22 protein-coding genes and 1 pseudogene are annotated in these 25,332 nt (G+C 71.0%); 2 read left to right on the top strand and 21 right to left on the bottom strand.

The genetic code is table 11. The features are described 5' to 3' along the window. Nucleotides 1-3: 3 nt before the first annotated feature. The 21 genes from ACFVV1_RS15130 to ACFVV1_RS15030 are packed head-to-tail and all read right to left on the bottom strand — an operon-like array spanning nt 4 to nt 24,141. Entirely contained in the window at nt 4-894 is an 891-nt protein-coding gene (locus ACFVV1_RS15130) for a carbon-nitrogen hydrolase family protein (RefSeq protein ID WP_389989666.1), read from the bottom strand. Beyond that, the gene (locus ACFVV1_RS15125) at nt 894-1,598 is read right to left on the bottom strand and encodes a class I SAM-dependent methyltransferase (RefSeq protein WP_389989665.1); all 705 of its coding nucleotides are present in this window, start codon (nt 1,596-1,598) and stop codon (nt 894-896) included. Before ACFVV1_RS15125 ends, ACFVV1_RS15130 begins: the two co-directional genes overlap by 1 nt. After that, nucleotides 1,588-2,961 carry a coproporphyrinogen-III oxidase family protein gene (locus ACFVV1_RS15120; RefSeq protein WP_389989664.1) on the bottom strand — a complete coding sequence of 458 codons (1,374 nt, stop codon included), beginning with the start codon at nt 2,959-2,961 and terminating at the stop codon, nt 1,588-1,590. The genes ACFVV1_RS15125 and ACFVV1_RS15120 overlap by 11 nt, the downstream gene beginning before the upstream one ends. Continuing rightward, nucleotides 2,958-3,932 (bottom strand): ABC transporter ATP-binding protein, encoded by a 975-nt coding sequence (locus tag ACFVV1_RS15115; protein ID WP_389989663.1) that lies wholly within the window; start codon nt 3,930-3,932, stop codon nt 2,958-2,960. The genes ACFVV1_RS15120 and ACFVV1_RS15115 overlap by 4 nt, the downstream gene beginning before the upstream one ends. Next, nucleotides 3,925-4,743 (bottom strand): ABC transporter permease, encoded by an 819-nt coding sequence (locus tag ACFVV1_RS15110; RefSeq protein ID WP_389989662.1) that lies wholly within the window; start codon nt 4,741-4,743, stop codon nt 3,925-3,927. The genes ACFVV1_RS15115 and ACFVV1_RS15110 overlap by 8 nt, the downstream gene beginning before the upstream one ends. Further along, the gene (locus ACFVV1_RS15105) at nt 4,740-5,591 is read right to left on the bottom strand and encodes a carbon-nitrogen hydrolase family protein (protein WP_389989661.1); all 852 of its coding nucleotides are present in this window, start codon (nt 5,589-5,591) and stop codon (nt 4,740-4,742) included. Before ACFVV1_RS15105 ends, ACFVV1_RS15110 begins: the two co-directional genes overlap by 4 nt. Continuing rightward, nucleotides 5,588-6,760 (bottom strand): tyrosine decarboxylase MfnA, encoded by a 1,173-nt coding sequence (mfnA, locus tag ACFVV1_RS15100; RefSeq protein WP_389989660.1) that lies wholly within the window; start codon nt 6,758-6,760, stop codon nt 5,588-5,590. The genes ACFVV1_RS15105 and mfnA overlap by 4 nt, the downstream gene beginning before the upstream one ends. Before the next feature lies 1 nt (nt 6,761). Beyond that, nucleotides 6,762-7,583: a carbon-nitrogen hydrolase family protein gene (locus tag ACFVV1_RS15095; RefSeq protein WP_389989659.1), complete on the bottom strand. Its 822-nt coding sequence runs from the start codon at nt 7,581-7,583 to the stop codon at nt 6,762-6,764. A gap of 2 nt (nt 7,584-7,585) precedes the next feature. Continuing rightward, the gene (locus tag ACFVV1_RS15090; protein ID WP_389989657.1) at nt 7,586-8,518 is read right to left on the bottom strand and encodes a carbon-nitrogen hydrolase family protein; all 933 of its coding nucleotides are present in this window, start codon (nt 8,516-8,518) and stop codon (nt 7,586-7,588) included. Next, on the bottom strand, nt 8,518-9,645 hold the full coding sequence (locus ACFVV1_RS15085; protein ID WP_389989655.1) for a hypothetical protein: 1,128 nt from the start codon (nt 9,643-9,645) through the stop codon (nt 8,518-8,520). The genes ACFVV1_RS15090 and ACFVV1_RS15085 overlap by 1 nt, the downstream gene beginning before the upstream one ends. Continuing rightward, nucleotides 9,642-12,644, bottom strand: a complete 3,003-nt coding sequence (locus tag ACFVV1_RS15080) for a flavin reductase (protein ID WP_389989653.1) — start codon at nt 12,642-12,644, stop codon at nt 9,642-9,644. The genes ACFVV1_RS15085 and ACFVV1_RS15080 overlap by 4 nt, the downstream gene beginning before the upstream one ends. Further along, entirely contained in the window at nt 12,641-14,164 is a 1,524-nt protein-coding gene (locus tag ACFVV1_RS15075; RefSeq protein ID WP_389989651.1) for a 4-hydroxyphenylacetate 3-hydroxylase N-terminal domain-containing protein, read from the bottom strand. The genes ACFVV1_RS15080 and ACFVV1_RS15075 overlap by 4 nt, the downstream gene beginning before the upstream one ends. Nucleotides 14,165-14,175: 11 nt before the next feature. Then, a complete protein-coding gene (locus tag ACFVV1_RS15070; protein WP_389989649.1) occupies nt 14,176-15,681 on the bottom strand; it encodes a hypothetical protein in 1,506 nt (501 codons plus the stop codon). Nucleotides 15,682-15,686: 5 nt separating this feature from the next. Beyond that, nucleotides 15,687-15,932 carry a ferredoxin gene (locus ACFVV1_RS15065; protein WP_389989647.1) on the bottom strand — a complete coding sequence of 82 codons (246 nt, stop codon included), beginning with the start codon at nt 15,930-15,932 and terminating at the stop codon, nt 15,687-15,689. Continuing rightward, nucleotides 15,929-17,296, bottom strand: coding sequence for a phenylacetate--CoA ligase family protein (locus tag ACFVV1_RS15060; RefSeq protein ID WP_389989645.1), 1,368 nt, complete (start codon nt 17,294-17,296; stop codon nt 15,929-15,931). The genes ACFVV1_RS15065 and ACFVV1_RS15060 overlap by 4 nt, the downstream gene beginning before the upstream one ends. Then, nucleotides 17,293-18,267 carry a BtrH N-terminal domain-containing protein gene (locus tag ACFVV1_RS15055; protein WP_389989643.1) on the bottom strand — a complete coding sequence of 325 codons (975 nt, stop codon included), beginning with the start codon at nt 18,265-18,267 and terminating at the stop codon, nt 17,293-17,295. Before ACFVV1_RS15055 ends, ACFVV1_RS15060 begins: the two co-directional genes overlap by 4 nt. Further along, a complete protein-coding gene (locus tag ACFVV1_RS15050; RefSeq protein WP_389989641.1) occupies nt 18,267-18,944 on the bottom strand; it encodes a hypothetical protein in 678 nt (225 codons plus the stop codon). The genes ACFVV1_RS15055 and ACFVV1_RS15050 overlap by 1 nt, the downstream gene beginning before the upstream one ends. Continuing rightward, nucleotides 18,941-19,627: a class I SAM-dependent methyltransferase gene (locus tag ACFVV1_RS15045; RefSeq protein ID WP_389989639.1), complete on the bottom strand. Its 687-nt coding sequence runs from the start codon at nt 19,625-19,627 to the stop codon at nt 18,941-18,943. The genes ACFVV1_RS15050 and ACFVV1_RS15045 overlap by 4 nt, the downstream gene beginning before the upstream one ends. Next, nucleotides 19,605-21,719 carry a molybdopterin-dependent oxidoreductase gene (locus ACFVV1_RS15040; protein WP_389989637.1) on the bottom strand — a complete coding sequence of 705 codons (2,115 nt, stop codon included), beginning with the start codon at nt 21,717-21,719 and terminating at the stop codon, nt 19,605-19,607. The genes ACFVV1_RS15045 and ACFVV1_RS15040 overlap by 23 nt, the downstream gene beginning before the upstream one ends. A 5-nt stretch (nt 21,720-21,724) precedes the next feature. After that, nucleotides 21,725-22,795 (bottom strand): BtrH N-terminal domain-containing protein, encoded by a 1,071-nt coding sequence (locus ACFVV1_RS15035; protein ID WP_389989635.1) that lies wholly within the window; start codon nt 22,793-22,795, stop codon nt 21,725-21,727. Then, nucleotides 22,792-24,141 carry a TrpB-like pyridoxal phosphate-dependent enzyme gene (locus ACFVV1_RS15030; protein WP_389989633.1) on the bottom strand — a complete coding sequence of 450 codons (1,350 nt, stop codon included), beginning with the start codon at nt 24,139-24,141 and terminating at the stop codon, nt 22,792-22,794. Before ACFVV1_RS15030 ends, ACFVV1_RS15035 begins: the two co-directional genes overlap by 4 nt. Before the next feature lie 567 nt (nt 24,142-24,708). Between ACFVV1_RS15030 and ACFVV1_RS15025 the strand changes: the two are divergent. After that, a pseudogene (locus ACFVV1_RS15025) lies at nt 24,709-25,039 on the top strand (IMP dehydrogenase); the annotation flags it as partial. Nucleotides 25,040-25,092: 53 nt separating this feature from the next. Further along, entirely contained in the window at nt 25,093-25,257 is a 165-nt protein-coding gene (locus ACFVV1_RS15020; RefSeq protein WP_389989631.1) for a hypothetical protein, read from the top strand. Nucleotides 25,258-25,332 lie beyond the last annotated feature (75 nt).

The raw sequence follows: 25,332 nt of genomic DNA, 5'->3' as shown, positions 1-25,332 counted from the left end.
CTCCTACGTCTGGCTGGACACCGTGGCTGGTCCAGGTGCGGTGGTAGCGGCGTCGGGATCGGGCTGCCAGTACGTGCCGGGCTTGAGGTCGTGGCGGAGCGTCGCCTTCTCCCGGTAGCGGCGCATCCGGTCGAGGTCGATCTCCACGACCCCCGTCCCCTCGCCCTCGGCGAGCACCAGCATGCGCTCGTCCCCGTCCTCGAAGTCGAAGCGCTCCGACTCCAGGAAGAGCGGGTCGGCCAGGATCTGGCTGCGCCCCATGTAGCCGAAGCCGGCGTAGAGGTTGTTGCCGATGCCGGAGGCGAACGCGAGCACGCACTCCCCGTCGACGGCCCGCACCGGCAGCCGCATGTCGACGACGTACGTGAACATGTCCGGCACCAACGCGGAGCAGACGAGGACGTCCACTCCGCGGCGCAGGTACTCCCGGGAGACCTCGGGGAAGTTCACGTCGTACCCCTGCATGAGACCGATCCGTCCGATGTCGAGATCGAACGTGGGGTACGCGGTGCCGCCGGCCAGGTAGCGGCTCTCCAGCTCGTGGCGGTGGACACGGCGGTAGGTGCCGCGGAGTGCGCCGGAGCTGTCGACCAGGACCGAGGTGCTGTAGTACGCGCCGTCGTCGCCGCGCTCCAGGAGGCCCGCGACGATGTGGACCCCCTCCTCGGCGGCGAGGCGGCACAACCGGTCGGTGGCGTCGCCGGGGATGGTCACCGCGACGTTGGCGACCTCCAGGATGTTGCCCGAGGTGAGGAACGCCTCCGGAAGGCAGACGAGGTGCGCCCCCTCCGCGGCGGCCTGCCTGACGAGGCGTTCGGCGCGCCGCAGGTTGGCCGGTTCCCGCCCGAGCTTGGACTCCATCTGAACCACCGCGATCCTGGTGCGGCGGCCCATCACATACTCACCGGGGTGACGGGGCGGTTGGAGATCACCAGGCCCAGGTCCTCCTCGACGACGTGCCAGTCGTCGAGCCCGGCCTCGCGCAGCAGGTCCCGGGCCTGCTCCGGCGAGTACGCGGCCTTGAGCGAGCGCATGAACTGCTCACCGCCCTCCTTGACGAACTGGAGGATGAACGTGATGTGGCCCTCCTCGGCCAGCCGGTTCACGTCCTCGATGAGGACCGTCCCGTCGGGCTTGCAGATGCGCGCGGCCTCCTTGAGGGTCTCCACGGGCCGGCGCCAGCGGTGCAGCGACGAGAACGAGTAGACGATGTCCGCGGAGTCGTCGGGGAACGGCAGCCGGCTGAGCTTGGACTGCTCGAACTCGACGTCGCCGGCCATGTTCGCCCAGACGCAGAGCGTCAGGTTGTCCTCCGCGACGTCCACGAGGTTGCCGAACTCCTCGACCCCCGACACGGCGACGTCGGGCAGTCGGCCGGAGACGTGCAGGGAAAGGAGCCCGGTGTTGAACCCGAGGTCGACGAAGTCGGTCATGCCCTCGCGGTACGCGGCCAGGATGCGCTCGGTGGGGCGCTTGTACGCCATCAGGGCGGAGCGGCGCATGCCGAGGTCGTAGGCCCGGGTGGCCTCGATGTCGCTGTGCGGCCGGTCCAGCGGGACCCGCTCGGCGAGGTCGAGCAGTGGCGTCTCAGTGGTCATGGCAGCCTCCCTGGGGACCGGCGTTGACGATTTCGAGCGGGAGCGCGCGCTGCGGGGAGATGAAGCCGGTGATGTCGGCCCCCAGGTGCTGCGGGTAGCGGCGGAACTCGGGCGAGTAGAAGGTCTTGGAGATGTTGTCCAGGTAGTACCAGCCCTTGGGGCCGGTCACCTCGATGCCGTCGCCGTCGACCGTGACGAGTCCCTTCTCGACGAGGCCGGCGATCTCGTCGGCGAACATCTCCAGGAAGTTCACGCCGTGCAGCCGCATGAAGCGTTCGCGGTTGAGCCGGCCCGACTTGATGCCGAGCACCATCGACCTGCGGATGGCCTCGTCCTTGGGGATGTGCCGCCCCATCGAGATGGGCAGGCGTCCCTCCCGGACGGTCTGGACGTACTTCCCGAGGTCGGGTTCGTTGAAGTACCAGTGATCGCGCAGGTGACCGGTGGCGGTGGGCCCGAGCGGGATGATGGGGACGTCGTCGCTCCAGGACGTCTCGCCGTACTTGGGCTGGCAGCCGGGTTTGGCGAAGCAGTCGCCGTAGTAGCCCAGGAAGCCGTTCCGGGTGAGCTTCTCGGCGGCGAAGAAGAACATCTCGTCGACCAGTTCGCGGTCCGGGACGGGCGGCAGCTTGCGGCGCTTGGTGGAGACCTGGGCGAACTCCATGTACGTGTAGAACGACACGCACGTGACGCCGAGTTCGATGGCCACGTCGAGGCTGTGCTCCCAGCCCTCCATCGTCTGCCCGTTGATGCCGTGCATGAGGTCGATGTTGATGTTCTCGAAGCCGGCCGACTGGAGCAGGCGGATGCTGGCCTTGAGCATCTCCGGGTCGCTGGGCCGCCCGATGTTCTTCAGCTCCTCCTCGACGAACGTCTGCACACCGAGGCTGATGCGGCGGACACCGCGTTCGAGCAGCACCTTCGCCTTGCGTTCGGTGATGTCGATCGGGGTGGTCTCGATGGAGAAGTCCGCGTCGGGGGCGACGTCGAAGCTGTCGTGCATGTGCCCGAGCAGGTCGTCGAGCTGCTGCGCGGTCAGCGAGGTGGGCGTGCCGCCGCCGATGTACCCGAGCGTGATCACGTGGTCCTGGATGTACGGCCGGTTGCCGTAGTTGGTGATCTCCGCCTTCAGCGCGTCGAGGTAGGCCAGGGTCAGGTCGCGCTCGGTCTGGAACTTGATGTACGGGCAGCTGAAGCACAGCCGGTTGCAGAACGGTATGTGCATGTACACGCCCATCTGCTGGGGAGTGAACACCTCGTCCTCGGTGACCGCGACGTGCTTGGTGGGGTACTGCCGGACCCACTCGTTGTCCCGTTCCGGGTATTCCTTCCAGAACGGCATGCTGGTCGTGGTGATACTCATGGGCATTTCTCCAATCCGGTGTGCCGGGCGATGGTGCGGACGATGTCCGCGAGCGTCGCCTGGTGGTAGGAGGCGGCGCGGAGTCCGATGCCGTCGGCGTGGGCGAGGGCGACGATCTCCCCGAGCGCCCGGGGGTGCTCGCCCTCGACCAGTTCGACGTCCGCGCCGGAGCGTGTGGGGTGGACCGCCCGGACCCCGCCGTGGCGCGCGGCCAGCGTCTCGGACCACGCCTGGAGCGGCCCGGGATCGGCGTCCGGATGCGTTTCGAGCACGAGCCGCGGGTTGCCGGCCGTACGGGCGATGTCGGCCAGCGAGGCGCCCTCGGCCTGCCGTCCTCCGTGCAGGACGACCACCGAGTCGGCCAGGGCGTCGAGTTCGTGCCGGTGGTGGCTCGCGAAGAGCACGCCGACCCCGTCCTTCTTCAGGTCGGCCACCAGCCGCAGCAGCGTCTGCTGCGCGCCGGGGTCGAGGCCCGCGGTGGGTTCGTCGAGGATCAGCAGGTCGGGGCGGTGCGCGACCGCGGTGATGATGTGGAGCTTGCGCTGGCTGCCTCCCGACAGGGTCCGTACGTACTGGCCTGCGCTGCTCTCCAGGCCGGCCAGGGCCAGGAGTTCGGGCAGCCGGCCCGGATCGGCCCGGTGCAGGCGGAGCTGGTAGCGGACGTAGGCCTCGACCGTCACCCCGTCGGGGAGCTCCTTCGACTGCTGGACGTAGCCGATGTGGCGGCTGACCCGGCCCCAGCGCCGGGCGTCGATGCCGCATACGGTCACCGTTCCGGCCCGGGGCTTGAGCAGCCCGGCGACGAGCCGGATGACGGTGGTCTTCCCGGCGCCGTTCGAGCCGATGATCGCGACGCCCTCACCGGCCTCGACCTCGAAGGAGATGCCCCGCAGGGCGAACTCCGGGCTGACACGGTAGTTCAGGCCGGAGACCTGGAGCACCGGCGTCCTGTTCTCGGGTGCGTCAGCCACGGCCGATCCTCCGCCTGAACGCGTACGCCGACACGACCACCGCCACGACGGCGTAGCCGACGGCCAGGGCGAGGGCCTCCCCCGACGCCGAAGGCCCTTGGCCCGTGGCCGCCCTGAACAGCTCCACGTCGACCGACAGCGGGAGCCGTTCCATGACGTCGCCGACCCACCCCAGGTTCTGGAGGGGGAAGAAGACGCCGGCGAAGTACATGAGCGGGATGACGATGATGTTGACCACCGCGGGGAACGAGATCTCGGTCGAGAAGGTGGCCACGACGACGCCGAGCCCGGCGAACGCCAGGCACCCGGTGACGAAGGCGAGGGTCGCGAGCGGCACGGACTCGACGGCGGCGTCGAACACCACGATGCCGAGCACCAGAACCGCGGCGAACTGGAACAGGCACTTCAGGATCACCCCGACGAACCGCGCCACGAGGAATCCCGAGTACGACAGCGGCGAGAGAATCAGGTCCTCGATCGTGCGCCGGTTCCGGTCCACGATGATCGTGTAGCCGACGGTGTAGGTGCAGCTGAACATGATGCCCGCGGCGAGGATGCCGGGGAACACGAAGTCGAAGAAGTTGGCCGCGTCCGCGGTGGGACTGGCCATCTGGTCCGTGGCCGCGCCGAAGGCCAGCACCATCGACACCGAGGTGAGGAAGGTGGAGACGGAGTACAGCTTGTTGTCGAAGAACTGGCGCAGGTCCATGGCCACCAGCCGGAACACGTCGGCCAGCCACTCCGACAGCTGGAACCGGTGCCGTTGCGGGGGCGCGTGCGCGTCACCGCGCTTGTACGTCGGCGCCGTCATCGTCCCTCCCAGATGTAGGAGGTGCGCCAGGTCGTCGCGGTGTCCGCACGGAACGGGAGCCCGTCGCTGGTCTTCCTCCGCCTGCGGGGGTACACGGTGGCGATCGCGACTCCCTCGCGGCTGCGGGCCGGGACCTCGGCGAGCACGTCGGCGTCGTCCACGTCGGCGCCCTGGACCAGTCCGTCGACGATGCAGCTCCGGCCCAGGTACGACATGCCGACGAACCGGTTCTCCCCGGAGCCGCTGCTCAGCACCAGGGCGGTCTGGTTGTCGGCGGCGCGGGCGCGCGCCAGGGATCTGACGTGGTGGGAGAACTCGGTGAACAGGTTCGCGACGCACACGATGACGTCGACGTCCTGCCCGAGGAACCGCCTGCTCGCCTCGGGGAAGCGCAGGTCGTAGCTGACCTGCAGGCCGATCCGGCCGAGCGGGGTCGCGACGGCGTCGAGCGGCTCCCCGGCCGACAGGTACTCCCGCTCCCCCTCCCACAGCGAGGCCCTGCGGTAGAGGCCGAGCAGGTCCCCCGCCGGGTCGATGAGGACGGCGGCGTCGTAGATCTCCCGGCCCTCCGACAGCAGGACGCCGGCCGCGATGTGCATCCCGTGCGTCCGCGCCTGCTCGGCGAGGAAGGCCGTGACGGGACCGTCGAGGGGGGTCGCGTCCTTGCGGATCGACGGAAAGTTCAGCCCGGTGGCGAACGTCGCCGGCAGGCAGGCCAGATCGGCCCCCTGGCCGGCGACGTCGGCGAGCAGCTCCGCCGCACGGGCCTGGTTCTCCTCGCGCCGGCCGGCGTCGATCTGCAACTGGACGGCGGCGAGGGTGAGTCCTTGTCCCCGGAACAGGCTCAACGCGCGGCCACCTCCGCCCGGACCTCGTGGTCGGCCCTGACCAGGGCGGGGATGAACTCGTCGATCACGTCCCGGGTGACGTGCCTGGTCACGACGATGCGGACGGCATCGTCGAAACGCCTGGAGGTGGACACGATCCAGTCCCTGGTGTCGAGGAGACGTGACACCTCGGCGGCGTGGGGCACGCGGGCGACCACGATGTTCAGCTCGGGCTCGATGAGCAGGCCGTACCCGGCCTCGGCGAGCCGGCCGGTCAGGTAGCGGGTGTTCTCGTAGTTGGTGCGGGTGATCTCGACGAACCCCTCCCGGCCGAGATGCTCCAGGACGGCGTAGGTGGCCACCGCCGCGCTGCCGGGGCGGGTGCCCAGGAGGGTGGTGTGCGCGGGGGTGTCCAGGAAGAACGAGTCGGCCTGGTAGGCCTCCTGGGCGCGGAACAGGATCGCCCCGGCGGGGACGTTGGCCAGGCCGTACTTGTGGGGGTCGATGGTGATCGACCGGACGCCGTCGAGGCTGAAGTCGAACTGCGGCAGCGGTAACCCCAGTTCACGGGCGAACGGGATGATGAAGCCGCCCGTGGCCGCGTCCACGTGCAGCCACACCCCGTGCGGCTCCAGGACGGCGGCGATGGCGTCCACCCGGTCCACCACGCCCAGTTCGCTGCTCCCGGCGGTGGCGACCACCGCGATGGTGTGCTCGCTCACCGCCTTCTCCACGGCCTCGGGCGCGAGGCGCAGACCGTCGTCGACGGGGACCCGGACGGGGGTGATCCCCAGGGCGGAGAAGATCTTGTCGAAGGAGAAGTGGACGGTGCTTCCGACGACGACTTCCGGGTGCTCGGTCAGCCGGCCGGCAGCCCGGGCGTCCTGGCGGGCGGCGAGCACGGCGAGGAGGTTGGCCTCCGTGCCGCCGGAGACCAGGCTGCCCGCCCCCTGCGGACGGCCGAGCAGCTCCAGGAGCAGGGCCACCACCTTGCGCTCGATCCGCTTGGTGCCGCGGAAGATCCGTACGTCGCCAAGGTTGGTGTGCGCCGCGGCGTGAGCCGCCTCGACGGCGATCGGGTGCGGGGCGGTGCAGATGGAGTTGAGCACCCGGGGCCAGGGGATGTCCTCGGCCAGAGCCGCGGCGATGTCTTCGCGCACCGCGGTTTCGGGGAGTCCGGTGGGGCGCATGTCAGCTCCCCGTTCCGTCGGCGGCGCCGGACGGCCGCTGCCCGCCGACGAGGCTCTCGTACAGTTCCGGCCGCCGGGCCCACAGGCCGAACCACAGGGTCTCCTGGAAGCGCAGGTCCGGCTGGCGCAGATGACGGATGTGGTCAGGTTCCCAGGCGGCGCTGACCACGGACTCCCGGGTGCCGGCCCAGGCCAGGAAGCCGTCGGGAACCGCGATGCCCGAGCCGCCCGCCGAGGGTCGGTCGAGCCCGTTGGCCACGGCGACGCCGACGGTGTTGAGCGTGGCGATGCCCCAGACGGCGGCATGCTGGCTGTCGGTGGTCGCGCCGCTGGTGGAACCGGCCACGAGCAGGAGCTCGGCCCCCGCGAGGCACTGGATGCGGGGCGGCTCGACCAGCCAGAAGTCCGGGCCGAGCAGCACCCCGACCCGCCCGTGCTCGGTGTCCACGACGGGGAAGTCGTCGCCGGTGGCGGTACGGCCCCGGTCGTCGACGGGGCGCCGGACGACGACCTGGACCTCGCCTGCGGGGTCCAGGAGGTGGGCGACCTGGTCGAGCCCCGTGCCGGACGCGCTCTCCTCGGCCCACGAGCCGGTGAGGACGTGCGCGCCGTGCCGCCGGGCCAGTTCGGCCAGCCGGGTCAGCGCCTGGTCCCGCAGCGCGGCGGGCAGCGGACCCGCGTCCGGGGCGGCGAGGGCGTTCTCGGGGAGCACGACGAACCCGGCACGTGCGGTGACCTCGGCGTCGAGGTGCGTCATCACCGCGTCCAACGTGCTCTGCGCGTCGGCGCGACGGCGGTACTGGGCGACGAAGATCTGGCTCATCCTCACGCCCCCGCCGGTGTCGTCGCGGGAACGTCGGCGGGCTGCCCGCCGGCGTCGCTCTCGGCGAGGTTGGCGCGCAGCTCGGCCGCGAGGTCGCGGCGCATGCCCACGTACGCCCCGAGCAGCGGGGTGTAGGCGTCGGGGCGCCGCATGGCGAGCCAGCGTTCGCCGTCGCCGTGCGGCTCCGGCGGGGCCAGGTCGGCGTGGAGGATCTGCGGCCGGCCACTGCCGGCCTGTGCCGTCACCCCCTCGGGCGACACCACCAGGCTGGTGCCCGCGAAGTGGATCTGGACCACCCGGTCGCCCCTGAGGCCCTCGACCAGCCCGACGGAGCTGGCGTACACCACGTTGACGCCGTTGAGGTACGCGGTGGTGCGCAGGGCGTTGACCATGAGCGCCTGGTTCTGGCGCAGGGTCCCGCCCGGTACGAACACCGTGTGCACCCCGGCCAACGCCATGACGCGGATGGCCTCGGGCACCCAGAAATCGGAGCAGACGGCGAGTCCGACCCGGCCGAAGTCCGTCTCGATGATGCCGAGCGACTCGGCCGGGCGGCACACCACCATCTCGTTGCCGAACACGTGCGCCTTGGCGGCCCGCCCGGCAATCTCGCCGTTCCGGTCGAGGAACAGCGAGGTGTTGCTGTACTTGCCGTCGTCCAGCTCCTCGACGACCGACCCGAGCACGATGTTGGTGCTCTTGCTCTGCGCCAGCTTCTGGAACGTCTCGACGACCGGCCCGGGGATGCGCGTGTCGGTGCGCCCCCGCAGGTGGCTCTGGCCCGGCATGTACCAGGGCGGGCCGAGGAAGAACTCCGGGAAGCAGATCACGTCGGCGTCCCCGGAATCGGTGGCTTCCTCGATGGCCAGGTGGGCGTTCTTCAGTCCGTCGGCCGGGTCGTCGGCCCAGCGCGTCTGTACGACCGCTACCTTCATCAGCTTCTCCTCGTACGGGTGTCGCCTTCGGCCAGGTCTTCCTCGAACGGCGTCAGCTCGACCGCGGGGCCGAGCCGGCTCCGGACCAGCTCCCGAAGTGCCGGCAGATGTCGCCCGCCGGCGCTCCCTACGGCACAGGCGACCGTCAGGTGGTCGCCTTCGAGTCGGCTCGTGACCTGTCCCTGGGGGTGCGGGGACGCGAACAGGCAGTGCTCGACGTCCACTTGGGTGATCGGTCCCTGCGCAGTGGCGACGGCGTCGGCCACCCGTCCGAGCGGGACGACGAGCTGCCGCTCGGAGCCGCAGGTGCAGGGCGAGCCCGGTGGAGGCAGCTCGACGAGCTCTCCGGTCGGCTGCGGCACCGGCGCGGGCGCGTCGGGGTGGCGGACGTCGAGCACGAGTTCGCCGCGGGTCCCGCCGGGGTCGATACGGCCCGGAGCCGTCGACCGGAGACGCGCCTCGAAGCGGTCCGCCACCAGGTGGAGCCGGCCGAGCCGGCAGGGCGTGGCCGTGGCGGGCCGGGAGGGGGTGCCGAACAGGACGGTCGCCGACGCGCCCCAGGCTGCGGCGATGCGCCGCAGCCGCTCGGGCGCGGCCGGGCGGGTCGCGACGAGGGTGGTGAGGCCGGCCGCGGCGGGGCGCCGTCCGGCCGCCTCGTCGAGTGCGGCGAGTTCGGCGGCCAGCTGGGGCGGGCACACCAGCGTCGTCACCCGGTACCGGTGGATCAGGTCGAGCAGGCGCGGGACCGGGCAGATCGTGTTGCTGGTCCCGACGCTGATGAGCGAGGCGCCCAGCCACTCGACGGCCCGCTCGACGGACGCGCCCTCCAGGGACAGTTCGTAGGGGGCGGCGACGACCACCACGTCGTCGGGGGTGAGGAGGTCGCCGAGGGCGAGGGCGGTGTCGAACTGGTTCAGCATCCACTCCGGCCGGCTCATCCGGACCGCGTGGGTGCCGCCGTCGGGACCCTCCCATTCGCCGTACCGCACCGGCGCCGAGGGCCGCGGGAGCCCGTCGGGGCCGGCCGGGGCGCCGGTGCCGCCGGGCGGGCCGCGGTGCGCGTCGGCCTCCAGCGTGTGCAGCCACTGGTCGAAGTACGCCTCGAACCGATCGGTGACGGGTGTCATGTGGCAGCACCCGCCTCGGCCGGTTCGTCGGCCAGAATCCAACCGTAGCCGGAGTCCCGGCCGAGTCCGTCGTGTCGCAGCGGCCGGCGGTCGTCGTCGGTCTCGGTCCGCAGGACCTTCCCGAGGACGAGGAGGTGGTCGCCCATCCGGTAGCTGGCCGCCGTCCGGCATTCGATGAGCCCGAAGGCGCCCTCGATACGGGGGCATCCGTTCGCCGTCGCCACCCACGCCACGTCGTCGAAGCGCAGATCGGGCCGGGTCCGCGCGAAGACCCGCGCGATGTCCGGCTGCTCGTCGCTGAGGATGTTGACGCAGAAGTGCGGCCGCGAGGCGATGCTCGCCCAGCTGGAACTCGTCGCCTGTACCAGGAACCCGATGAGGCCGGGTTCCTCGGAGACCGCCGTGAGCGAGGCGACGGTGAGACCGCGCGGTGCCGCCGCGTCACCGTCGCAGCCGGTCACGATGGCCACCGCGCTCGGCAGCACGTCGTTCGCCCCCGCCGGCGGGCTCGCCGGCGGACCGGACCTGGCCGGCCGCCCGGCCGGGGTCGCGGCCGCGGTGGGCCCCTCCAGCGCCCGGCGCAGATGGAGCGCGGTAGTCGACTCCTCGGACGCGCGCAGCTCCGCCGGTGTCCCGCAGTGGATGACCTTTCCGCCGGCGCGGCCCGCGCCCGGGCCGACGTCGATGACCCAGTCGGCCACGGCGACGACGCGCAGGTTGTGCTCGATGGCGACGATGGTGTTGCCGGAGGCGATGAGGCGTTCGAAGAGGGCCAGGAGGTGACGGGTGTCCGCCGGGTGCAGTCCCCGGGTGGGCTCGTCGAAGATGAACAGCGTGCCCCTGCGCCGCTGTTTGTTCAGCTCACTGGCCAGGTTGAGGCGCTGGGCCTCGCCCCCGGAGAGGGTGGTGGTGGAGGAGCCGAGCGGCAGATAGCCGAGACCGAACTCGTCGAGGACGGTCAGCGCCTTGACCACCTTGGCGTGGCCGAGGCGGTCGAACCAGGGCAGGGCGTCCTCGACCGTCATCGACAGGACGTCGTGGATGTTGCGGTCGTCGAGCCGCACCTCCAGCACATGGGCCTGGAAGCGTCGTCCGTCGCACTCCGCGCATACGACGTGTTCGCTGCGGAAGAGGGTCATGTCGACCTCCGCCAGCCCGAGGCCCTTGCACGCCTCGCAGCGGCCGCCGACGACGTTGGTGCTGAACTCGGCCCGGCCGAGGTTGCGTTCGGCGGCCTCCTCGCTGCCCGCGAAGGCATCGCGGATGTGGTCGCCGATCCCGATGTAGGTCGCCAGCGTGCTGCGGCTGGAGCGGCCGATGGGACGCTTCTCGACGTAGGTCACGTCGTCGAGGTGCTTGATGCCGTCGATGTCGCCGGCCGCGCCCGCGTCCTTCAGACCGGCCTTGACCTTGTCGTGGAGGCCGGCGACCAGGGAACTCTTGCCTGCCCCGGAGACCCCGGTGACGCAGGTGAGTCCCCGCAGCGGCAGCCGTACCGACTGGTCCTCGATGTTGTTGCGTGTGAGGGACCGGACATCGAGCCACTCGGCGTCACCCAGGTCGGCCGTCTCCCGGGCGGCGGGCCGGGAGTGCAGGGCCTTGGCCGTCGGGGAGTCGGGCTGCTTCAGCAGCTCCGCGACGGGGCCCTCGAAGACCACTTCGCCGCCGCGGGAACCGGCGCCCGGTCCGAGCTCGACCACCCAGTCGGCGGCGGCGATCACGGCCTCGTCGTGCTCGATGGCGATGACGGTGTTGCCCAGGTCACGCAGGCGCCGCAGCGAGGCGAGGATGTTGTCGGTCTCCGCGTCGTGCAGGCCGGCCGTGGGTTCGTCCAGGACGTACATGACACCGGTGAGGTCGCTCGCCAGGTGCTGGGCGAGCAGCAGCCGCTGCAGCTCGCCGCCCGAGAGGGTGACGACGGGACGCCGCAGCTGGAGGTGTCCGAGGCCGACCTGCGCGATGTTGGCGCACTGCTTGACGATCTCCTTGGCCAGTTCCCGGACCTGGCCCGGCAGCCGCCCCTCGGCCAGGGCGTCCCGCAGCCGCTCGGTCGAGGCGGAGAGTTCGTCCTGCTGAAACTGCGGGAAGGTGCGTCCGTCGACGGTGGCCTTCAGCGACTCGGTCCGCAGCCGGCCGCCGTCGCAGGCCGGGCAGGCGTCCCTGAGCAGGTAGTTCGAGAAGGCGTTGCGCCGGGCGGGGCTGCTGGCGTTGCGGTAGGCCCGTTCGAGGAAGCCGAGGATGCCCTCGAACCTGAAGTCGTTGGTGACCTTGCTCAGCTTGATGGAGTAGACGGTGTCGCTGCCGTGGAGAACCCGCTCGCGCTGCCCGTCGGTGAGCCGCGCGAAGGGGTGGTCGAGCGGGATGCCGGTGTCCTCGGCCATGGCCTCGAACACCTTGCGGCAGTTGGGCACGGCGAAGGTGCCGGAGTCGGCGCCGTCCCAGATCTCCTTCAGCGTCCTGGAGGGGTCGGGGATGATCCGGTCGAGCGAGAAGCCGACCATCTCGCCGACCCCGTCGCAGCGCAGGCACTTGCCTTCGCGCCGGTTCGGGCTGAAGTGCTGGGCGGAGTGCGGTTCGGTGTAGATGCCGCAGTCGGGACAGAGCAGGTCGGCGCCGGTCGGGCCGAAGCAGGCCGGACACACCGGGTGGGACGCGGCACCGAACAGGATGCGGTAGAGCCCGTCGATCCCGGTCAACGTCCCCACGGTCGAGCGCGGGTTGCTGTAGCCGCCCTCGCGCTGGCGCAGCGCGACGGGCGGCTGGGTCCCGGCGATACGGTCGAACTGGTAGTCGCCGTCGCCCAGGTCGAGGGACCTGCTGGAGAGCGCCCCGAGGTAGATCGACTTGGAGTGCTCGAACAGCGTGTCGATGATCAGCGAGGACTTGCCGGACCCGGAGACCCCGGCCGCGACGATGAACTTCCCCTTGGGCAGCGTCACGTCGACCGACCTGAGGTTGTGGGTCGTGACGCCCTCGAGGACGATGCTGTCGTGGTTCACGGGTGCTCCAACAGGTCGGCCAGGACGCGTGCCGCGGCTTCGCAGCCTGGAAGATCGACGAACGTGGTGTAGAGCGCCGAGCGGACCCGGGCGGGGTCGCCGCGGTTCCATGCCTCGTAGAGCTCCTGCCGCATGCCGAACCGGTCGATGACCAGATCGCCGGCCAGCCGGAAGAGCCGGGACTTGTCCTCGACCGACGTGTCACGGCCACCCATGTACAGGTCAAGCGCCTTGCGCAGGTCCGGTGCGCCCAGATCCCCCTCGGCGGGCTGCATGATCAGCCCGGAGGCGCCGATCTGCCGGACGATGGCCGACGCCCGCTCCGAGAACAGGCCGGCGATGGAGTCCAGGGCGGCGGTCGTCCCCGGGGCCAGCAGGCCGCTCTTGGTCCGGGTGGCGTCCCGGGTGATCGACTTGAGCGCGAGGTCGACCACCGACACGTAGGAGGCCAGCTCACCGAGCATGGCGCCGACCTCGCGGAATTTGTCGATACCGATGGACCTGGCGAGCAGGGACGCGACGCCGAGCATCACCCGGAGCCGGTGGTGGAGCCGGATCTGCCCGGTGTACAGGGACCAGCGGTTCAGCGCGTGGAAGCCCTTGACCGCGGTGTTCGCGTCGTCGAGCAGGAAGACGCGGTCGCGGGGGATGAAGGCGTCGTCGAAGACGAGCATGGCGTCCTGCTCGTCGAACCGGGAGCCCAGGGTGTGGGGCTGCCCGTGGTACGAGCGGCGGCAGAGGATCTTTAGCCCGGGGGTGTCGAGACGGGCGCCGAACCAGCACACGTACGCCGGGTTCTCACGCAGGTAGTTGGCGGGCGACAGATAGATGAGGACGTCGTGCGCGTACGGCGCGAGGGTGGCGATCTGCTTGGCCCCGCGGACCACGATGCCGCTGTCGTCCCGGTGCACGACCTGGAGGCCGAGTTCGGGCCGCTGGGTGGGCGTGACCGACCGGTCGACCTGGGGGTCGCCGAGGCCGTGGGTCAGGACGAGGTCGTTCTCGCGGCAGTGCAGGTAGTACTTCTCGGCGTTCTCCGCGAACACGGGGTCGACCTCCGCCAGCGCGTGACGGAAGTCGTGGAGCCCGACCACCACGTTGGCCATGAAGTCCGGGACGCGCGAGATCTGGCCGTGCGAACCCTCCACCCAGTGCCGGGAGTTGAGCCACTTGCGGTCCAGGTCCTCGGGCGACTCCGGAGCCAGGTAGGACAGGCTGACCGGGTGTCCGCCGGCGTCGGACCGGAACGTCATCTCCTGCACCAGCTCGGGTGACCGCTGACGGTCGTACAGGTCCGCGAGGGTGCGCAGCATCGGCCGGAAGTCGGGGTGCGTGGTCACGTCGACCCGCTTGCCCTCCACCCACACCTCGCGGTCGTCGGCCAGGCTGGCGACGAAGGAGGCGCCGTCGTGGGCCCCCAGGCCCGGCCGGCCGTCGTGCGCCCCCGGGCCCGGCGGGCGACGGGTGTCACCCGCCGGGGTCGCGGTCGTCGCGGCGGTCTCGGATTCTGATGTCGGCATTCCCGGCCTTCCTACGGCGTCCGTTCGGGTGCACCCGTGGTGAACTGCTGGTAGCCCTGCTCCTGGACCTCGGGGAAGTACTCCCGGGTCGCCTCACCGACGATGCGCATCAGCTCCGAGTCCACGGAGGCGGGATCGGTGAGCAGGGCGGTGAGCGGAGAGCGGTCGACGAGGCTGGTCAACTTGACGCCCCGCGCCTTGTGCACCGCGTTCAGCGAGTGCTGGGCGTTGGCGGCGTCCCGCATCTTGTAGACCGCCTGGGGTCCGTCGGAGATGCCGATCATCGATTTGGTCCCGCCGCTCCCCAGGCAGTTGCGCGGCATGTGCAGATGCTCGTGCCGCCACTCCTGGTACGTGTGGTGGAGCCGGAACGCCTGGTGCAGCACCTGATGACGCAGCCAGGAGTCGGAGTCCGTGTGCCGGTCGGCGTCGATGGCCCGGGTGGTGCCTTCGAGGGAGCCCTCGCCGTCCGTGGTCAGCCACTTCGAGATGTCGTTCCAGAAGTGCTTGAAGAGGTCCTTGAACATGTGCTGCTTGATGGCCAGCGAGTGGGTGCCGCTGGCCGGGCCCAGGTTCTCCCGGAAGCCGTGGTACTCGCCGGTGGCGAGCAGCTCCGCCATGATCCGCTGCGCCTCGACCACGGGGCCGAGGACGGCGCCGCAGACCGCCAGGTGCGCCGCGGCGCGGCTGAGCGCGCGCGACCGCACGTCGCGGACCGCCAGCTCCAGGTGGTCGTTCGACTCCGCGGTCAGGATCTCCGGGATCTGGTGGAGGGCGACGAACTCACCGTGCAGCGTGCTGGGGGTGAGTTCGGTCGCGGCGACGGCGTCGGCGAGCAGCCCCGTGGACAGGATCTCGTTCAGGTCCCCTTCGAGGGGCAGCGGCACCCCGGAGAGGTCGCTCTCCCACTTGGTGGCGTCGTGGCTGCAGATCCGGATGCCGTGCAGGAGCCGGTACAGCTCGTCGTCGATGCCGGCGGTCGCGATGGTGGCCCGCACGGTGAGCGGGTCGCTGACGAGAAGCGAGCACCGGACCTCGTCGTCGAAGGCGCGCAGCTCGTCGACGTAGGCCTCGCACCCGGCCGTCTCGGCCACGTCCACCGCGCGCACCCCGGGGCGCGTGGTGCTCCCGCAGAGGCTCTGCGCCTCCTGGCACACCGCGCCGAGGCTCCGCAGCAGCCGGTGGAAGCCCATGCTCCACTGGACGAAGCGGGAGGCGGTGGCGAAGTCACGGGCCTCGACCGCCTCCCGGGCCCGGCCGGTCAGCCGGGCCAGGTTGAGCAGACACACCTCGGCCGCCTGGAACACCGCGCGGACGGTGGACTCGTACGAGCCGGGTTCGGTGGGGCACTTCTCCTTCGCCGCCGTGATCAGGTCGATCCGGTGGAGGTGGTCGTAGCTTGGCGCGATGGCCCCCAGCTCGTTCCTGGGCAGGTCGGCTCCGGGGCAGCCGGCCGGTGTCCCGGGGCTCACCCCGAGGGTGGGCACCGGACACGCGTGGGACTCCTGCGTGGTCATCGCGGTCACTCCTCGGTGGAGATTTGCAGGTAGCGGATGGAGTTGCTGGGGCACGACTCGTAGGCGTCGAGCACGCGGTCGAGTTCGTCCTCGGCGTCGGGCTGCTTGTGGACGTAGTGGGTCTCGTTGTCGGGGTCGCTCTCGAAGTTGTCGGGGGCGAGGTCGCGGCAGAGCTGGCAGTCGATACAGGTGTCGTCGATGTGGAACCGGCCTTCCAGCGGCAGCCGGCTGGGGAGCGGGGCCTCTGTCATGACGTCCGCTCCCCCGGGGCGCGCAGGAAGTTCCGCATGGTCGGCTTGGCGGAGGTGCGCAGCGCGTGCTCGAAGGCCGGGACGTCCAGGACGCTGAACCGGGTGTCGGCCCCGAACCGCCGGGCGGCCTCCGCGGTGATCGCGTCCCGGGTCCGCTTGTCGGCCGCGCTGTCGGGCGGCAGGGCGATGTCGAGGACGGGCCCGTCGACGTCGAACGCGAAGAAGTACGGGGCCCGGGTCAGTGCGCCGAGCACGACGTCCTCGATCTCCAGCTGGGAGGCCCAGCCCCGGCCGACCGCGATGCGGTCCCCCAGCCTGCCGCGGTGGCGCAGCCGGCGCAGCGGCGAGCCGCACGGGCACGGCTCGGCCTCGATCCGGCAGGTGTCGCCGGTGCGGTAGCGCAGCAGCGGCATCGCCCGGCTGGCGAGCGTGGTCACGGCGAGTTCGCCGGTCTCGCCGTCGGGGAGCCTCTGTCCGGTGGCGGGATCAACAATCTCGAAGAACGTCCGCGTCTCGACCAGGTGGAGGTCCTGCCGGGCGCAGAACATGGCGAGCGTGTTGGTCTCGGTCATGCCGAACATCGAGTAGACGGAGGCGCCCCACTGACCGGCGAGCAGCGCCTTCTTGGCGGGCGAGGCCCCTTCGCCGGCGGTAAGGATCTTGTCGACCGCGAGGTCACGGGCCGGGTCGAGTCCGCAGCGCCGCGCCACCTCACCGAGCAGCAGCGCGCGGGTGCCCGAGCAGATCAGCGTCGTGGCCCCGGAGCGCCGCAGGGCCTGCACCATGCGCTCCGGAGGGCAGTCGGGCGACGCCGCGCCGAGCGGCACGATCGTGCATCCGAGCAGTTCCAGGGCACGGTCCAGGTCCTGGCCGACCCCCGCCAGCTCGTACGGGACGGCGACGGCGACCACGTCGGTGCCGTCGAGCACCGCGGAGAGGAGGTGGGCCACGATGAGGTTGTTCTCGACCCAGTCGTCGGCGGAGAAGAAGGCGGCGATCGAGCTGCCGTCGCCCGTCCCCGAGCTCTCGTCGAACCGGGTCACCTCACGCAGGGGGACCGCCAGCAGACCGAGCGGGTAGGCCGCGGCGAGGTCCTGCCGGGTCGTGAAGGGCACCGACCGGAACGCCTCGGGGTCAGCGGCCACGGCCTCCACGATTGACCCGGCGATGCGGCCGGAGTAGAAGGGCGAGTTGCGGTGCGCGTGGGCCACGGTCCGCGCGAGGGCGAGCGCCGCCCACCTGCTGAGCCCCTCGCGGTCCAGGGACGCCACGTCCGCGACCCGGCGCGCTACCTGGCGGCGGGCCGCGATCACGTCGTGCAGCTGCTCCGTCCGGGTCGCCCGGTGGTCCGTCGGCGTCGTCATGGCGTGTCCGCCAGCTTCGTCATCGCGTCGCGTTCGGCCTGTCCCAGGTCGGTCAGGGTGGCGGCGACCTCGTCGGCGGCCTTGCGGAGCACCGCCGGGTCGGACTCGTCGCGCAGCAGGTGCGCGATACGGGTCCAGCGGGCCGACAGTCCGCGGTAGGTGTCGGCGGCGGCCGCGTAGGCCGGTTCGACGGCCAGCTCGGCCGCCTCGTCGAGGAAATCGGCCCACAGGGTGCGGAAGAAGCCGCCGCCGGTGCCGCCGTCCTCGATGCTGTGGGACAGGAAGGTGAACGCGGCCGCCGGGTCGTCGAGGGTGTCGCACCAGCCGCGTACGGCCTGGGCGGCCTTCTGGAAGCCCTTGTGCCCCATGTTGGTGATCGGCGGATTGAGGAAGTCGTGCGCGGTCGCCGCGACCGCCTCGCGGCAGGCGGCAGGCAGGTCCGCCGGGTCGAAGTCGGAGCCGCCGAGGCGGAACGCCAGGCTGCGCGAGCTCATCGGCCCCTTCGCCGCCCGGGCCCGGGCGAGGCTCTCCCGGCTGGTGGTGCGGACCCCCAGTCCGCTGGTCTCGACGACGCTGTACGTATCGGACGCGTACCCGATGCACGCCAGGTAGTGGGCCGCGAAGTGGTAGCTGTCCTCGGCGTAGTCCAGGTGGAAGCGGTCCAGCTTGAGGCCGACCACCTCGCCGGTCTCCAGGGCGGCGAGGAGTTCCCGCTCGGCCTTGGCCTGCGAGGTGGTCTCGCTCTCGCGCAGTTCGACGGCGAGGGCGCGCGTGGCGTTCCGGATCAGGTGGTCGGGCTTGACGCGGCCCCCGAGGAACGGGGCCGGCATCTGCTTGGAGTGCCAGTAGAGGAACGACAGACCGCGGCCCAGGCCGAAGACCAGCGGTTCGCTGACGTCGATGCCACGGGTGCGCAACATGTTGACCAGGGCGCTCGATTCGCAGTGCTCGCCGGACAGCCAGTTCACCATCAGACCTCCCCCGTGGCCGCGACGCCTTCCTTCTTCGCGGCGTCGTAGACGACTTCCAGCACCGACTGGGTGGCGTTGTTGCGCAGGTGCCCGTAGGTGTGTCCCACGTCGTCGGCCTCGGTGTAGGCGATGGCCTCGACGTGCTCGATGTCCCGTTCCAGTCCGCTGAGGACCGCTTGGACGTCCTCGGCGGTGGACACCTCCAGGGCGACGTGCGACATCAGGCGCCGGCGTTCGGGGAGGGGCCTGCTCGGCCAGGCGCCGAAGTGCCGGCAGGTGAAGGTCTCGATCACCCGGCCGTCGGGCAGGGCCACCGACAGCCACCAGCCGGGCGTCCCGTACTGCCGGGGGGAGATGTAGGACGGGCCCATCTCGACCGCGGTCAGCTCCCCGGTGCGCTGTAGGTCCTCCAGGTAGGAGTGCCAGCGGAACACCTCCTCGTCGGAGGAGTAGTCGCCGAGATAGACGCCGATGTGGTTCACCCCCGCGAACCGCGCGGCGACATCCGCCGGCGACCGACCACACCAGGCGCGCAGGTACGACGCGCAGTCGACCTGGGTCCAGGCCGCGGACTCGGCGAGCAGTTCACGCCATACGGCCGGGAACTCGTGGTCGGTCGGGAACGTGCCCGCCTCACCGCGGTGGGCGGAGGGGTGGCTGCCGGTGGCTGTGGTCATGACTCCTTCTCCTTCCGTCCCGCGATCACCAGCCCCATCTGCACCGCCGTCACGCTGTCGGCTCGGATTCCGGCTTGCCGGAGCAGATCGGCGGCCTCGGGGACCGTGTACGCGGACCGGACCGACGTGCGGAACCCGGGACGCATGTCGACGGCGATGTTGGCCTTCATGAACTGGAGCGTGGTCCGGTCGATGTCCCGGCGGAGATCGGAGACGCAGAACGCGCCGCCGGGGCGCACGAGGCGGTATATCTCGCGCAGCGCCCTTACCGGGTCGGACCATTCGTGCAGGGACGCCGAGCTGAAGGCGTGATCGAAGGACGCGTCGGGGAACGGCAGGTCCATGACGTCGGCGACGGTGTAGTCGGTGCGGGACGACACCCCGTAGGCGCGGGCGTTGGTCCGCGCCCGGTCGAGCATCGCCGGGGAGATGTCGATGCCGACCAGGGTGCGGTCGCCGGTGGCCTGGATGACCCATTCGAGGCCGAGGTAGCCGGGGCCGCAGCCGGCCTCCAGCACGCGCCCGGAGTCGATGCCGGCGTCCAGGACGCTGTCGACCTTCTCCTGCAGCCAGCCGCGGTCCCGGATGTGACGCTGCATCTCGTCGTACTTGAGTGCCAGTGCGGGTCCCTGCAGCCCGTCCTCGGTCTCGTGGATTCGGTCAGTGCCCCGGATGCCTGCCATGGGCACCCCCTTCCGTCTGTGGGTCCGCGACCCGGCACAGCCCGACGGGCACACCCCGCAGCATCGAGCTGCCCATGTACGGGTCGCGGCGGTCGCTGTCCGTGATCCGGTTGATCGACGACCGGGTGGCCGCGTCGATGTCGTCCTCGTCCGGGTACCACCAGCCGGCGTCCGCGACGATCACGTCGGGGGCCACCGCGTCGGACACCTGGGCCCTCATCACGACGCCGGGACGGTCCGGGTCCCGGTAGATCTCCACCTGGTCCCCGTCGGCCACCTCCAGGCGCTCGGCGGCCCGGGGGTGGAGCGTCACGCGCGGTTCCCGGTAGCGGTGGGCCGTGGTGGGGAGCTGCCGGAACTCGGTGTTGAAGAACTGGAGGTTGTGCGCGCTGGTCATGACGAACGGCAGCTCGTCCGTGGTGGCGGGTGGCGGCCGGAAGGTCGGCAGCGCGTCGTACCCCATGGCTTCGAGCCCTCGGTGGGCGAGTTCCACCCGGCCGGAGCGGGTGCGGAAGCCGGCGTCCGCGTACTTGCGGTACTGCTTGGTGTTGGGGAGGTGGCCGACCTCCTTGAACTGCCGCCATGTCAGGCCGATGCCGCTCAACTTGGCGTCCAGCGCGTCTTCGAGGCTCGGGTAGAAGTGGTGCCCGACGCCGAGGCGGTGCGCCAGCCCGATGATCATCTCCTCGTCGGACCGGGCGCCCTCCACGGTCGTCACCCGCTGCCGGGCCGCGAGGTAGGAGTTGAACTCCACGATCTGGTCGCGCTCCAGCCAGGAGGAGGCCGGGAGCACGACGTCGGCCAGCTTCGCCGAGGGAGTCATGAACATGTCGGCGACGGCCAGGAAGTCGAGCTTGGCGAGAGCCGCCCTGGTGGCCGTCGCATTCTCGTGCGAGACCAGCGGGTTGGAGCCGAAGACCACCATGGAGCTGACCCGGTAGGGACGCTCGCTCAGGATCGCCTCCTGGAGGTCCGCCGGGGCCACCCAGCCGGTCATGGAGAGCACCTTGTGCGCGGTGCCGCCGATGCGCTTGGCCGCCTGCTCCTCGGACAGCAGGTCGGTCCGGGGGAACCCCCGACGGCCCTCGATGGGCATGGGGTCCCAGATGACGTCCCCGCCGGGAGCGTCGAGATTCCCGGTCAGGGCGGTCAGGACGGCGATCGTCCGGTGGGTGTCGAAGGCGTTGTCGCACTGCGAGAGGCCCGTACCGGCCTCGATGCAGGCGCGGGACGCCTGCGCGTACATCCTGGCCGCGGTCTCGATGAGGTCCGGTTCGAGCCCGGTGATCCCGGCCACCGTCCTGGGGTCGTACGCGCGGACATGACGCTCCAGCACGTCGAAGCCGGAGGTGTGCCGGGCGACGAACCCGGCGTCGTACCAGCCGTTGGCGATCAGCAGATGGACGAGACCGAGCGCGAGCGCGGTGTCGGTGCCCGGCCTGAGCTGCAGGTGGAGATCGGCACGCCGGGCGGTACGGGTTCGCCTGGGGTCGACGACCACCAGGCGGGTGCCGCGTTCCAGGGCGCGCATGAGACCGACGCCGATGACGCCGTCGGAGTGCGTGTTGAGCTTGTTGCTGCCCCAGAGCAGGGCCACCTCCGGGTCCCCGGCGTAGTCGCAGAACGTGAAGCCCCCGTAGGTGAGGATCGACGCCATGACGCGCGGGTAGAAGCACACATGGGCCGGTCCCACCACGTTGGGCGTGCCGAGGGCGTTCGCGAGCCGAAAGACCCACTCCTGGTAGTTGCGGTCGGTGCCCTGGCCGAAGACCACCGACTCGGGACCGAAGCGCTCCATGCTGTTCCGGAGGTTGCGGGCCACCTGGTCGAGCGCCTCCTCCCAACCGACCGGGCGGAACGAGCCGCTCCCGCGCGGCCCGGTCCTGACCAGCGGGTTCCGGAGCCGGTCCGGGCTGCTGACAAGGTCCAGGGACGCCTTGCCCTTGATGCAGAAGTAGCCGTGACTCGTCGGGTTCTCCGGGTCGCCGGAGATCCCGGTGGGCACTCCGTCGGTCAGCTCCACGAGCGCGCCGCAGCCTCCGTGGCACATCCGGCACACCGTCTTCACCGTGGTCGTACGTCCGGGACCCATCGCGCTCACACCGCCCCGACCCGGTCGCGGGACAGTTCCAGGAGCCGCCCGAAGACGGCTTCCTCGGCGTCCGCGACGGCGTGCAGCCGGGCGGCGGCCTCTTTCAGGTGCGCGGCGCGGTCCAGCGCCTCGGGGTAGGCGGTCAGGTGGTCGATGAGTTCCGTCCACGCCGTGACGATCTCCTCGAACCGGGTCAGGCTCGGCAGCAGATCCGCGTCGCCGGTCAGGGCGTGGGCCTCGGCGAGGAACTCCGCGTACAGGCCCCGGAAGTTGGTGCCACCGGTCCCCGCGAACCGCCAGAACCTCGCGGTCTCGGGGATCGTCACCTCGCTGCGGGGCAGTTGCTGCCAGCCGGGTAACTCCTCGGCCGCCCGGCGCAGGGCGGGTATCCCCCGGTCGTCGCCCCGCCCGCGGTCCAGACAGCGGGCGGCGGCGCCGTGGACGGCGGGCCACACCTGTGGGACGAGGTCCGCCGCGCCGCCCGTCAGCGGGTCGCGGCCGCCGTCGAGGTGCCAGTGCAGCCGTGGGGACGGCATGAAGCCCTCGTCGGAGGCCCGCGCCCGGGTGAAGGACTCCAGCGGCAGCCTTTGGGCGCCACCCTGCTGTGTGGTGTCGACCACGTACGCCGTCGACGCGTCGAGCCCGTGCAGGGCGAGGCAGTGCGCCGAGAAGTGGGTGCGGGAGGCGAAGTAGTCCAGGTGGAAGATGTCGACCGTCACCCCTACGACCTGACCCGCCGACAACGCCGAGACCGCCTGCGCGTGGGCGCCGGCGTCGTCGGCCTCCTGCACGGTGGCCAGGCTCAGGCCCATGGCAGCGCACGCGTTCTCGGCGATACGGCCCGGGCCGACGCGTCCCGTCAGCATCGGGGGCGCCGGCACGTGCGGCGGGGGCGGGAAGAACTGGGCGTCGATCCCCTGCCCCAGGCCGAAGACCAGAGCCTCCGAGACGTCGATGCCCGCGTGCCGCAGCATGTTGTTGAGCATGGTCGTCTCGCAGTGCACGCCCGGCACCGGCCGGAAGCCGCCGAGCATCGCGCCCCGGGGACGGCCGGCCGGCCGTGCGGCCGCGCTCATCGGACGCTCCCCGACAGCACCTCGTCGTAGCTCTGCAGGTCGAGCAGTCCCGAACCGCTGGCGAGCACCACGATCACCGGGTCCGCAGCGGTCTCCTCGGCCCGCGCCGCCACGTCGACGGCCGCCGCGAGCGCATGTGTGGACTCGGGCGCGAGGAGCAGTCCCTCGGTCCGCAGGAGCAGGCGTCCCGCCTCCAGCGCGCGCTTCTCCTCGATCGCCACCGCGTCGAGCAGGCCTTCGTGACGCAGCAGGCTGACCACGCTGGAACTGTGGTGGTTCCGCAGCCCGGCGGTGTGCACCGGCGGCGGGACGTAGTCGGGCCCCATGGAGTACCCGAGGACCTCGGGGGTGAGTCCCGCGAGATCGGAGCGGCCGTACTGGTAGCGCCCGGCCGTCAGCCGCGGCGCGGCCGTGGACTCCGCGGCGAGCAGGCGCAGGTCACGGCTCCCGTCGCCGAGCGAGCGGAGGAAGGGGCCGATGAGGCCGCACAGATTGCTGCCGCCGCCCGAGCACGCGATGAGGTGGTCGCCGCGCCCGGGGACGCCGATCGGCTCATCCAGCGCCGCGAGCTGCGCCTGGACCTCGAGGCCGAGCAGGGTCTGGTGCAGGTACACGTGGGGCACCCCGCTGCCGGACAGGTAGGCGGCCCCGGGCCCGAGATCGAGCGCGTACCGGATGGCGTCGCTGATGGCCGTCCCCAGGCTCCCCGGGTGATCGGGGGAGCGGGCGAGCAGCTCCCGGCCGAATGACGTGTCCGGGGACGGCGACGCGCGGACGGTGGCGCCCAACAGCTCCATGTAGTGGCGCCGGTAGGGCTTCTGGTCCAGCGAGCAGCGGACCATGAAGACCTCGCTGTCGAGGCCGAGCAGGGAGGCGGCCAGCGCCACACTCATCCCCCACTGGCCCGCGCCGGTCTCGGTGACCAGGGTCGTCCGGCCCTCTTCGGCCGCGTAGTGCGCCTGTGCGATGGCCGAGTTGAGTTTGAAGCTGCCGGTCGGCAGGACGTCCTCACGCTTGAGGTAGATGCGGGCCCGCGTGCCGAGTTCGGTCTCCAGCGCCCGCGCCCGGTGCAGCGGTGTGGGGCGGCCGATCCGGCGCAGCCGGTCGGCGACCGGCTCGGGGATCGGCACCCACCGCTCGGCCGGCCGGTCCTGGTCGAGCAGGGCCTTCGGCCGCACCTGCCGGGCGATGTCGGCGGCCGACGGCGTGCCCTCGTCCTTGACGGGCGGCAGCGGGGCCGGAAGGTCGGGCAGGAAGTGGTACCAGTGCGTGGGAAGTTCGATCGGGGAAGGCGCAGGCCGAGCAGCGGATTCCGCAGCGAAACGCGCACGCGCATTGCTCGACATGTTCCCCCCGAGATCCAAACGCTGGAATGCCGAGGACGATCGCAGAGCGCTCGCACCCCGTCAAGGGGGAGGAATTCCGTTCGCACCACGGAGGAGTCCATGATCCCTTTTGAACTCTGTCCAAGTAGAGCTAAAACAGCAGATCAGAGGCATGACAATGCATCATGGAACCGTCGTCGGCGCGGCGATTGATTGCCCTCACTGGAATGGCGAATTCCGCCCCTTGCTCGCAAAAAATAGATCATTCCCGCGCTGCGGCGATGCCATTATGAATCTTTACGGGACCGGTAATTGATCTCCGCGCGAAGGGTAATTGATCTCCGTGCTGCCGACCGCATCAACATCGCCGCCGGACTCCGCGAGATGTCCCTCTACCCTTTCGAGCGGCCACTGCCCCTCCTCGGACTCAGCTGACCGGCACCCATCCAAGAGCATCAGATTTTGCAATCGCCCTGCTACCGCGGCGCGGAGCCGACCGAGCACGCACACCCATGGGGCACGAGTACGTCGGCTTCGCGGAAGAGGTCGGCAGCGAGGTCACCTCCGTCAAGCCCGGCCGGTTCCGACGGCATCGGCGCCGACAGCGTGCTGGAATGCGTAGGCACAGCCCGGGCCATGCGGCAGGCCCTGCACTCCGCCCGGCCCGGCGGCAACATCGGCTTCGTGGGCATCCCGCACGAGGTCGGCATCGACGGACAGGAAGTTCTTCTCCCACGTCGGCCTGCGCGGGGGCCCCGCCCCCGTACGCCGCTTCCTCCCCGACCTGATCGACCGCGTCCTGTCGGGCCGCATCGAGCCGGGCAAGGACTTCACCCTCGCCCTGCCCCTCGGCCAGGTCGCCGAGGGCTACAAGGCCATGGACGAACGCCGCGCCATCAAGACCCTCCTCAAGCCCTGACCCCCGGCGCGGCTACTCCGGAACACGCGCCGCCCTCACCATTCGGCGAGCCAGTGGCCAGCCGCGTTTCACCGGCCCAAACGCTCACGGAGAAGGAAGCGACCGCGCAGATCACCCGAAGCTCGATCACCACCGCCAAGGGACCCGCCCGCTGGTTCACCGGCGACGTCTACAACGACGCCGTCGCCGCCGCGCCTGAGAGCCTGTCGGGTGGCTGATCATGCGTGATGCGTGACGGTCGTGATCTGCCTTCCGGGCATGACGACGGCCCCGGAATGATCACGTGGTGTGTG

This window comes from Streptomyces sp. NPDC058092, assembly GCF_042884935.1.
Taxonomy (GTDB): domain Bacteria; phylum Actinomycetota; class Actinomycetes; order Streptomycetales; family Streptomycetaceae; genus Streptomyces.
Note: the sequence above shows the minus strand (reverse complement) of the source record. Positions and strands in the feature narration are given on the sequence as shown.

Excerpts from the sequence above, each read along its gene's own strand:
- mfnA (WP_389989660.1), bottom strand. The coding sequence starts at position 6,760 with ATGCGCCCCACCGGACTCCCCGAAACCGCGGTGCGCGAAGACATCGCC.
- ACFVV1_RS15030 (WP_389989633.1), bottom strand. The coding sequence starts at position 24,141 with ATGTCGAGCAATGCGCGTGCGCGTTTCGCTGCGGAATCCGCTGCTCGG.
- ACFVV1_RS15130 (WP_389989666.1), bottom strand. The coding sequence starts at position 894 with ATGGGCCGCCGCACCAGGATCGCGGTGGTTCAGATGGAGTCCAAGCTC.
- ACFVV1_RS15035 (WP_389989635.1), bottom strand. The coding sequence starts at position 22,795 with ATGAGCGCGGCCGCACGGCCGGCCGGCCGTCCCCGGGGCGCGATGCTC.
- ACFVV1_RS15085 (WP_389989655.1), bottom strand. The coding sequence starts at position 9,645 with ATGACACCCGTCACCGATCGGTTCGAGGCGTACTTCGACCAGTGGCTG.
- ACFVV1_RS15110 (WP_389989662.1), bottom strand. The coding sequence starts at position 4,743 with ATGACGGCGCCGACGTACAAGCGCGGTGACGCGCACGCGCCCCCGCAA.
- ACFVV1_RS15075 (WP_389989651.1), bottom strand. The coding sequence starts at position 14,164 with ATGCCGACATCAGAATCCGAGACCGCCGCGACGACCGCGACCCCGGCG.
- ACFVV1_RS15120 (WP_389989664.1), bottom strand. The coding sequence starts at position 2,961 with ATGAGTATCACCACGACCAGCATGCCGTTCTGGAAGGAATACCCGGAA.
- ACFVV1_RS15125 (WP_389989665.1), bottom strand. The coding sequence starts at position 1,598 with ATGACCACTGAGACGCCACTGCTCGACCTCGCCGAGCGGGTCCCGCTG.
- ACFVV1_RS15095 (WP_389989659.1), bottom strand. The coding sequence starts at position 7,583 with ATGAGCCAGATCTTCGTCGCCCAGTACCGCCGTCGCGCCGACGCGCAG.
- ACFVV1_RS15045 (WP_389989639.1), bottom strand. The coding sequence starts at position 19,627 with ATGGCAGGCATCCGGGGCACTGACCGAATCCACGAGACCGAGGACGGG.
- ACFVV1_RS15070 (WP_389989649.1), bottom strand. The coding sequence starts at position 15,681 with ATGACCACGCAGGAGTCCCACGCGTGTCCGGTGCCCACCCTCGGGGTG.
- ACFVV1_RS15040 (WP_389989637.1), bottom strand. The coding sequence starts at position 21,719 with ATGGGTCCCGGACGTACGACCACGGTGAAGACGGTGTGCCGGATGTGC.
- ACFVV1_RS15055 (WP_389989643.1), bottom strand. The coding sequence starts at position 18,267 with ATGGTGAACTGGCTGTCCGGCGAGCACTGCGAATCGAGCGCCCTGGTC.
- ACFVV1_RS15065 (WP_389989647.1), bottom strand. The coding sequence starts at position 15,932 with ATGACAGAGGCCCCGCTCCCCAGCCGGCTGCCGCTGGAAGGCCGGTTC.
- ACFVV1_RS15090 (WP_389989657.1), bottom strand. The coding sequence starts at position 8,518 with ATGAAGGTAGCGGTCGTACAGACGCGCTGGGCCGACGACCCGGCCGAC.
- ACFVV1_RS15060 (WP_389989645.1), bottom strand. The coding sequence starts at position 17,296 with ATGACGACGCCGACGGACCACCGGGCGACCCGGACGGAGCAGCTGCAC.
- ACFVV1_RS15050 (WP_389989641.1), bottom strand. The coding sequence starts at position 18,944 with ATGACCACAGCCACCGGCAGCCACCCCTCCGCCCACCGCGGTGAGGCG.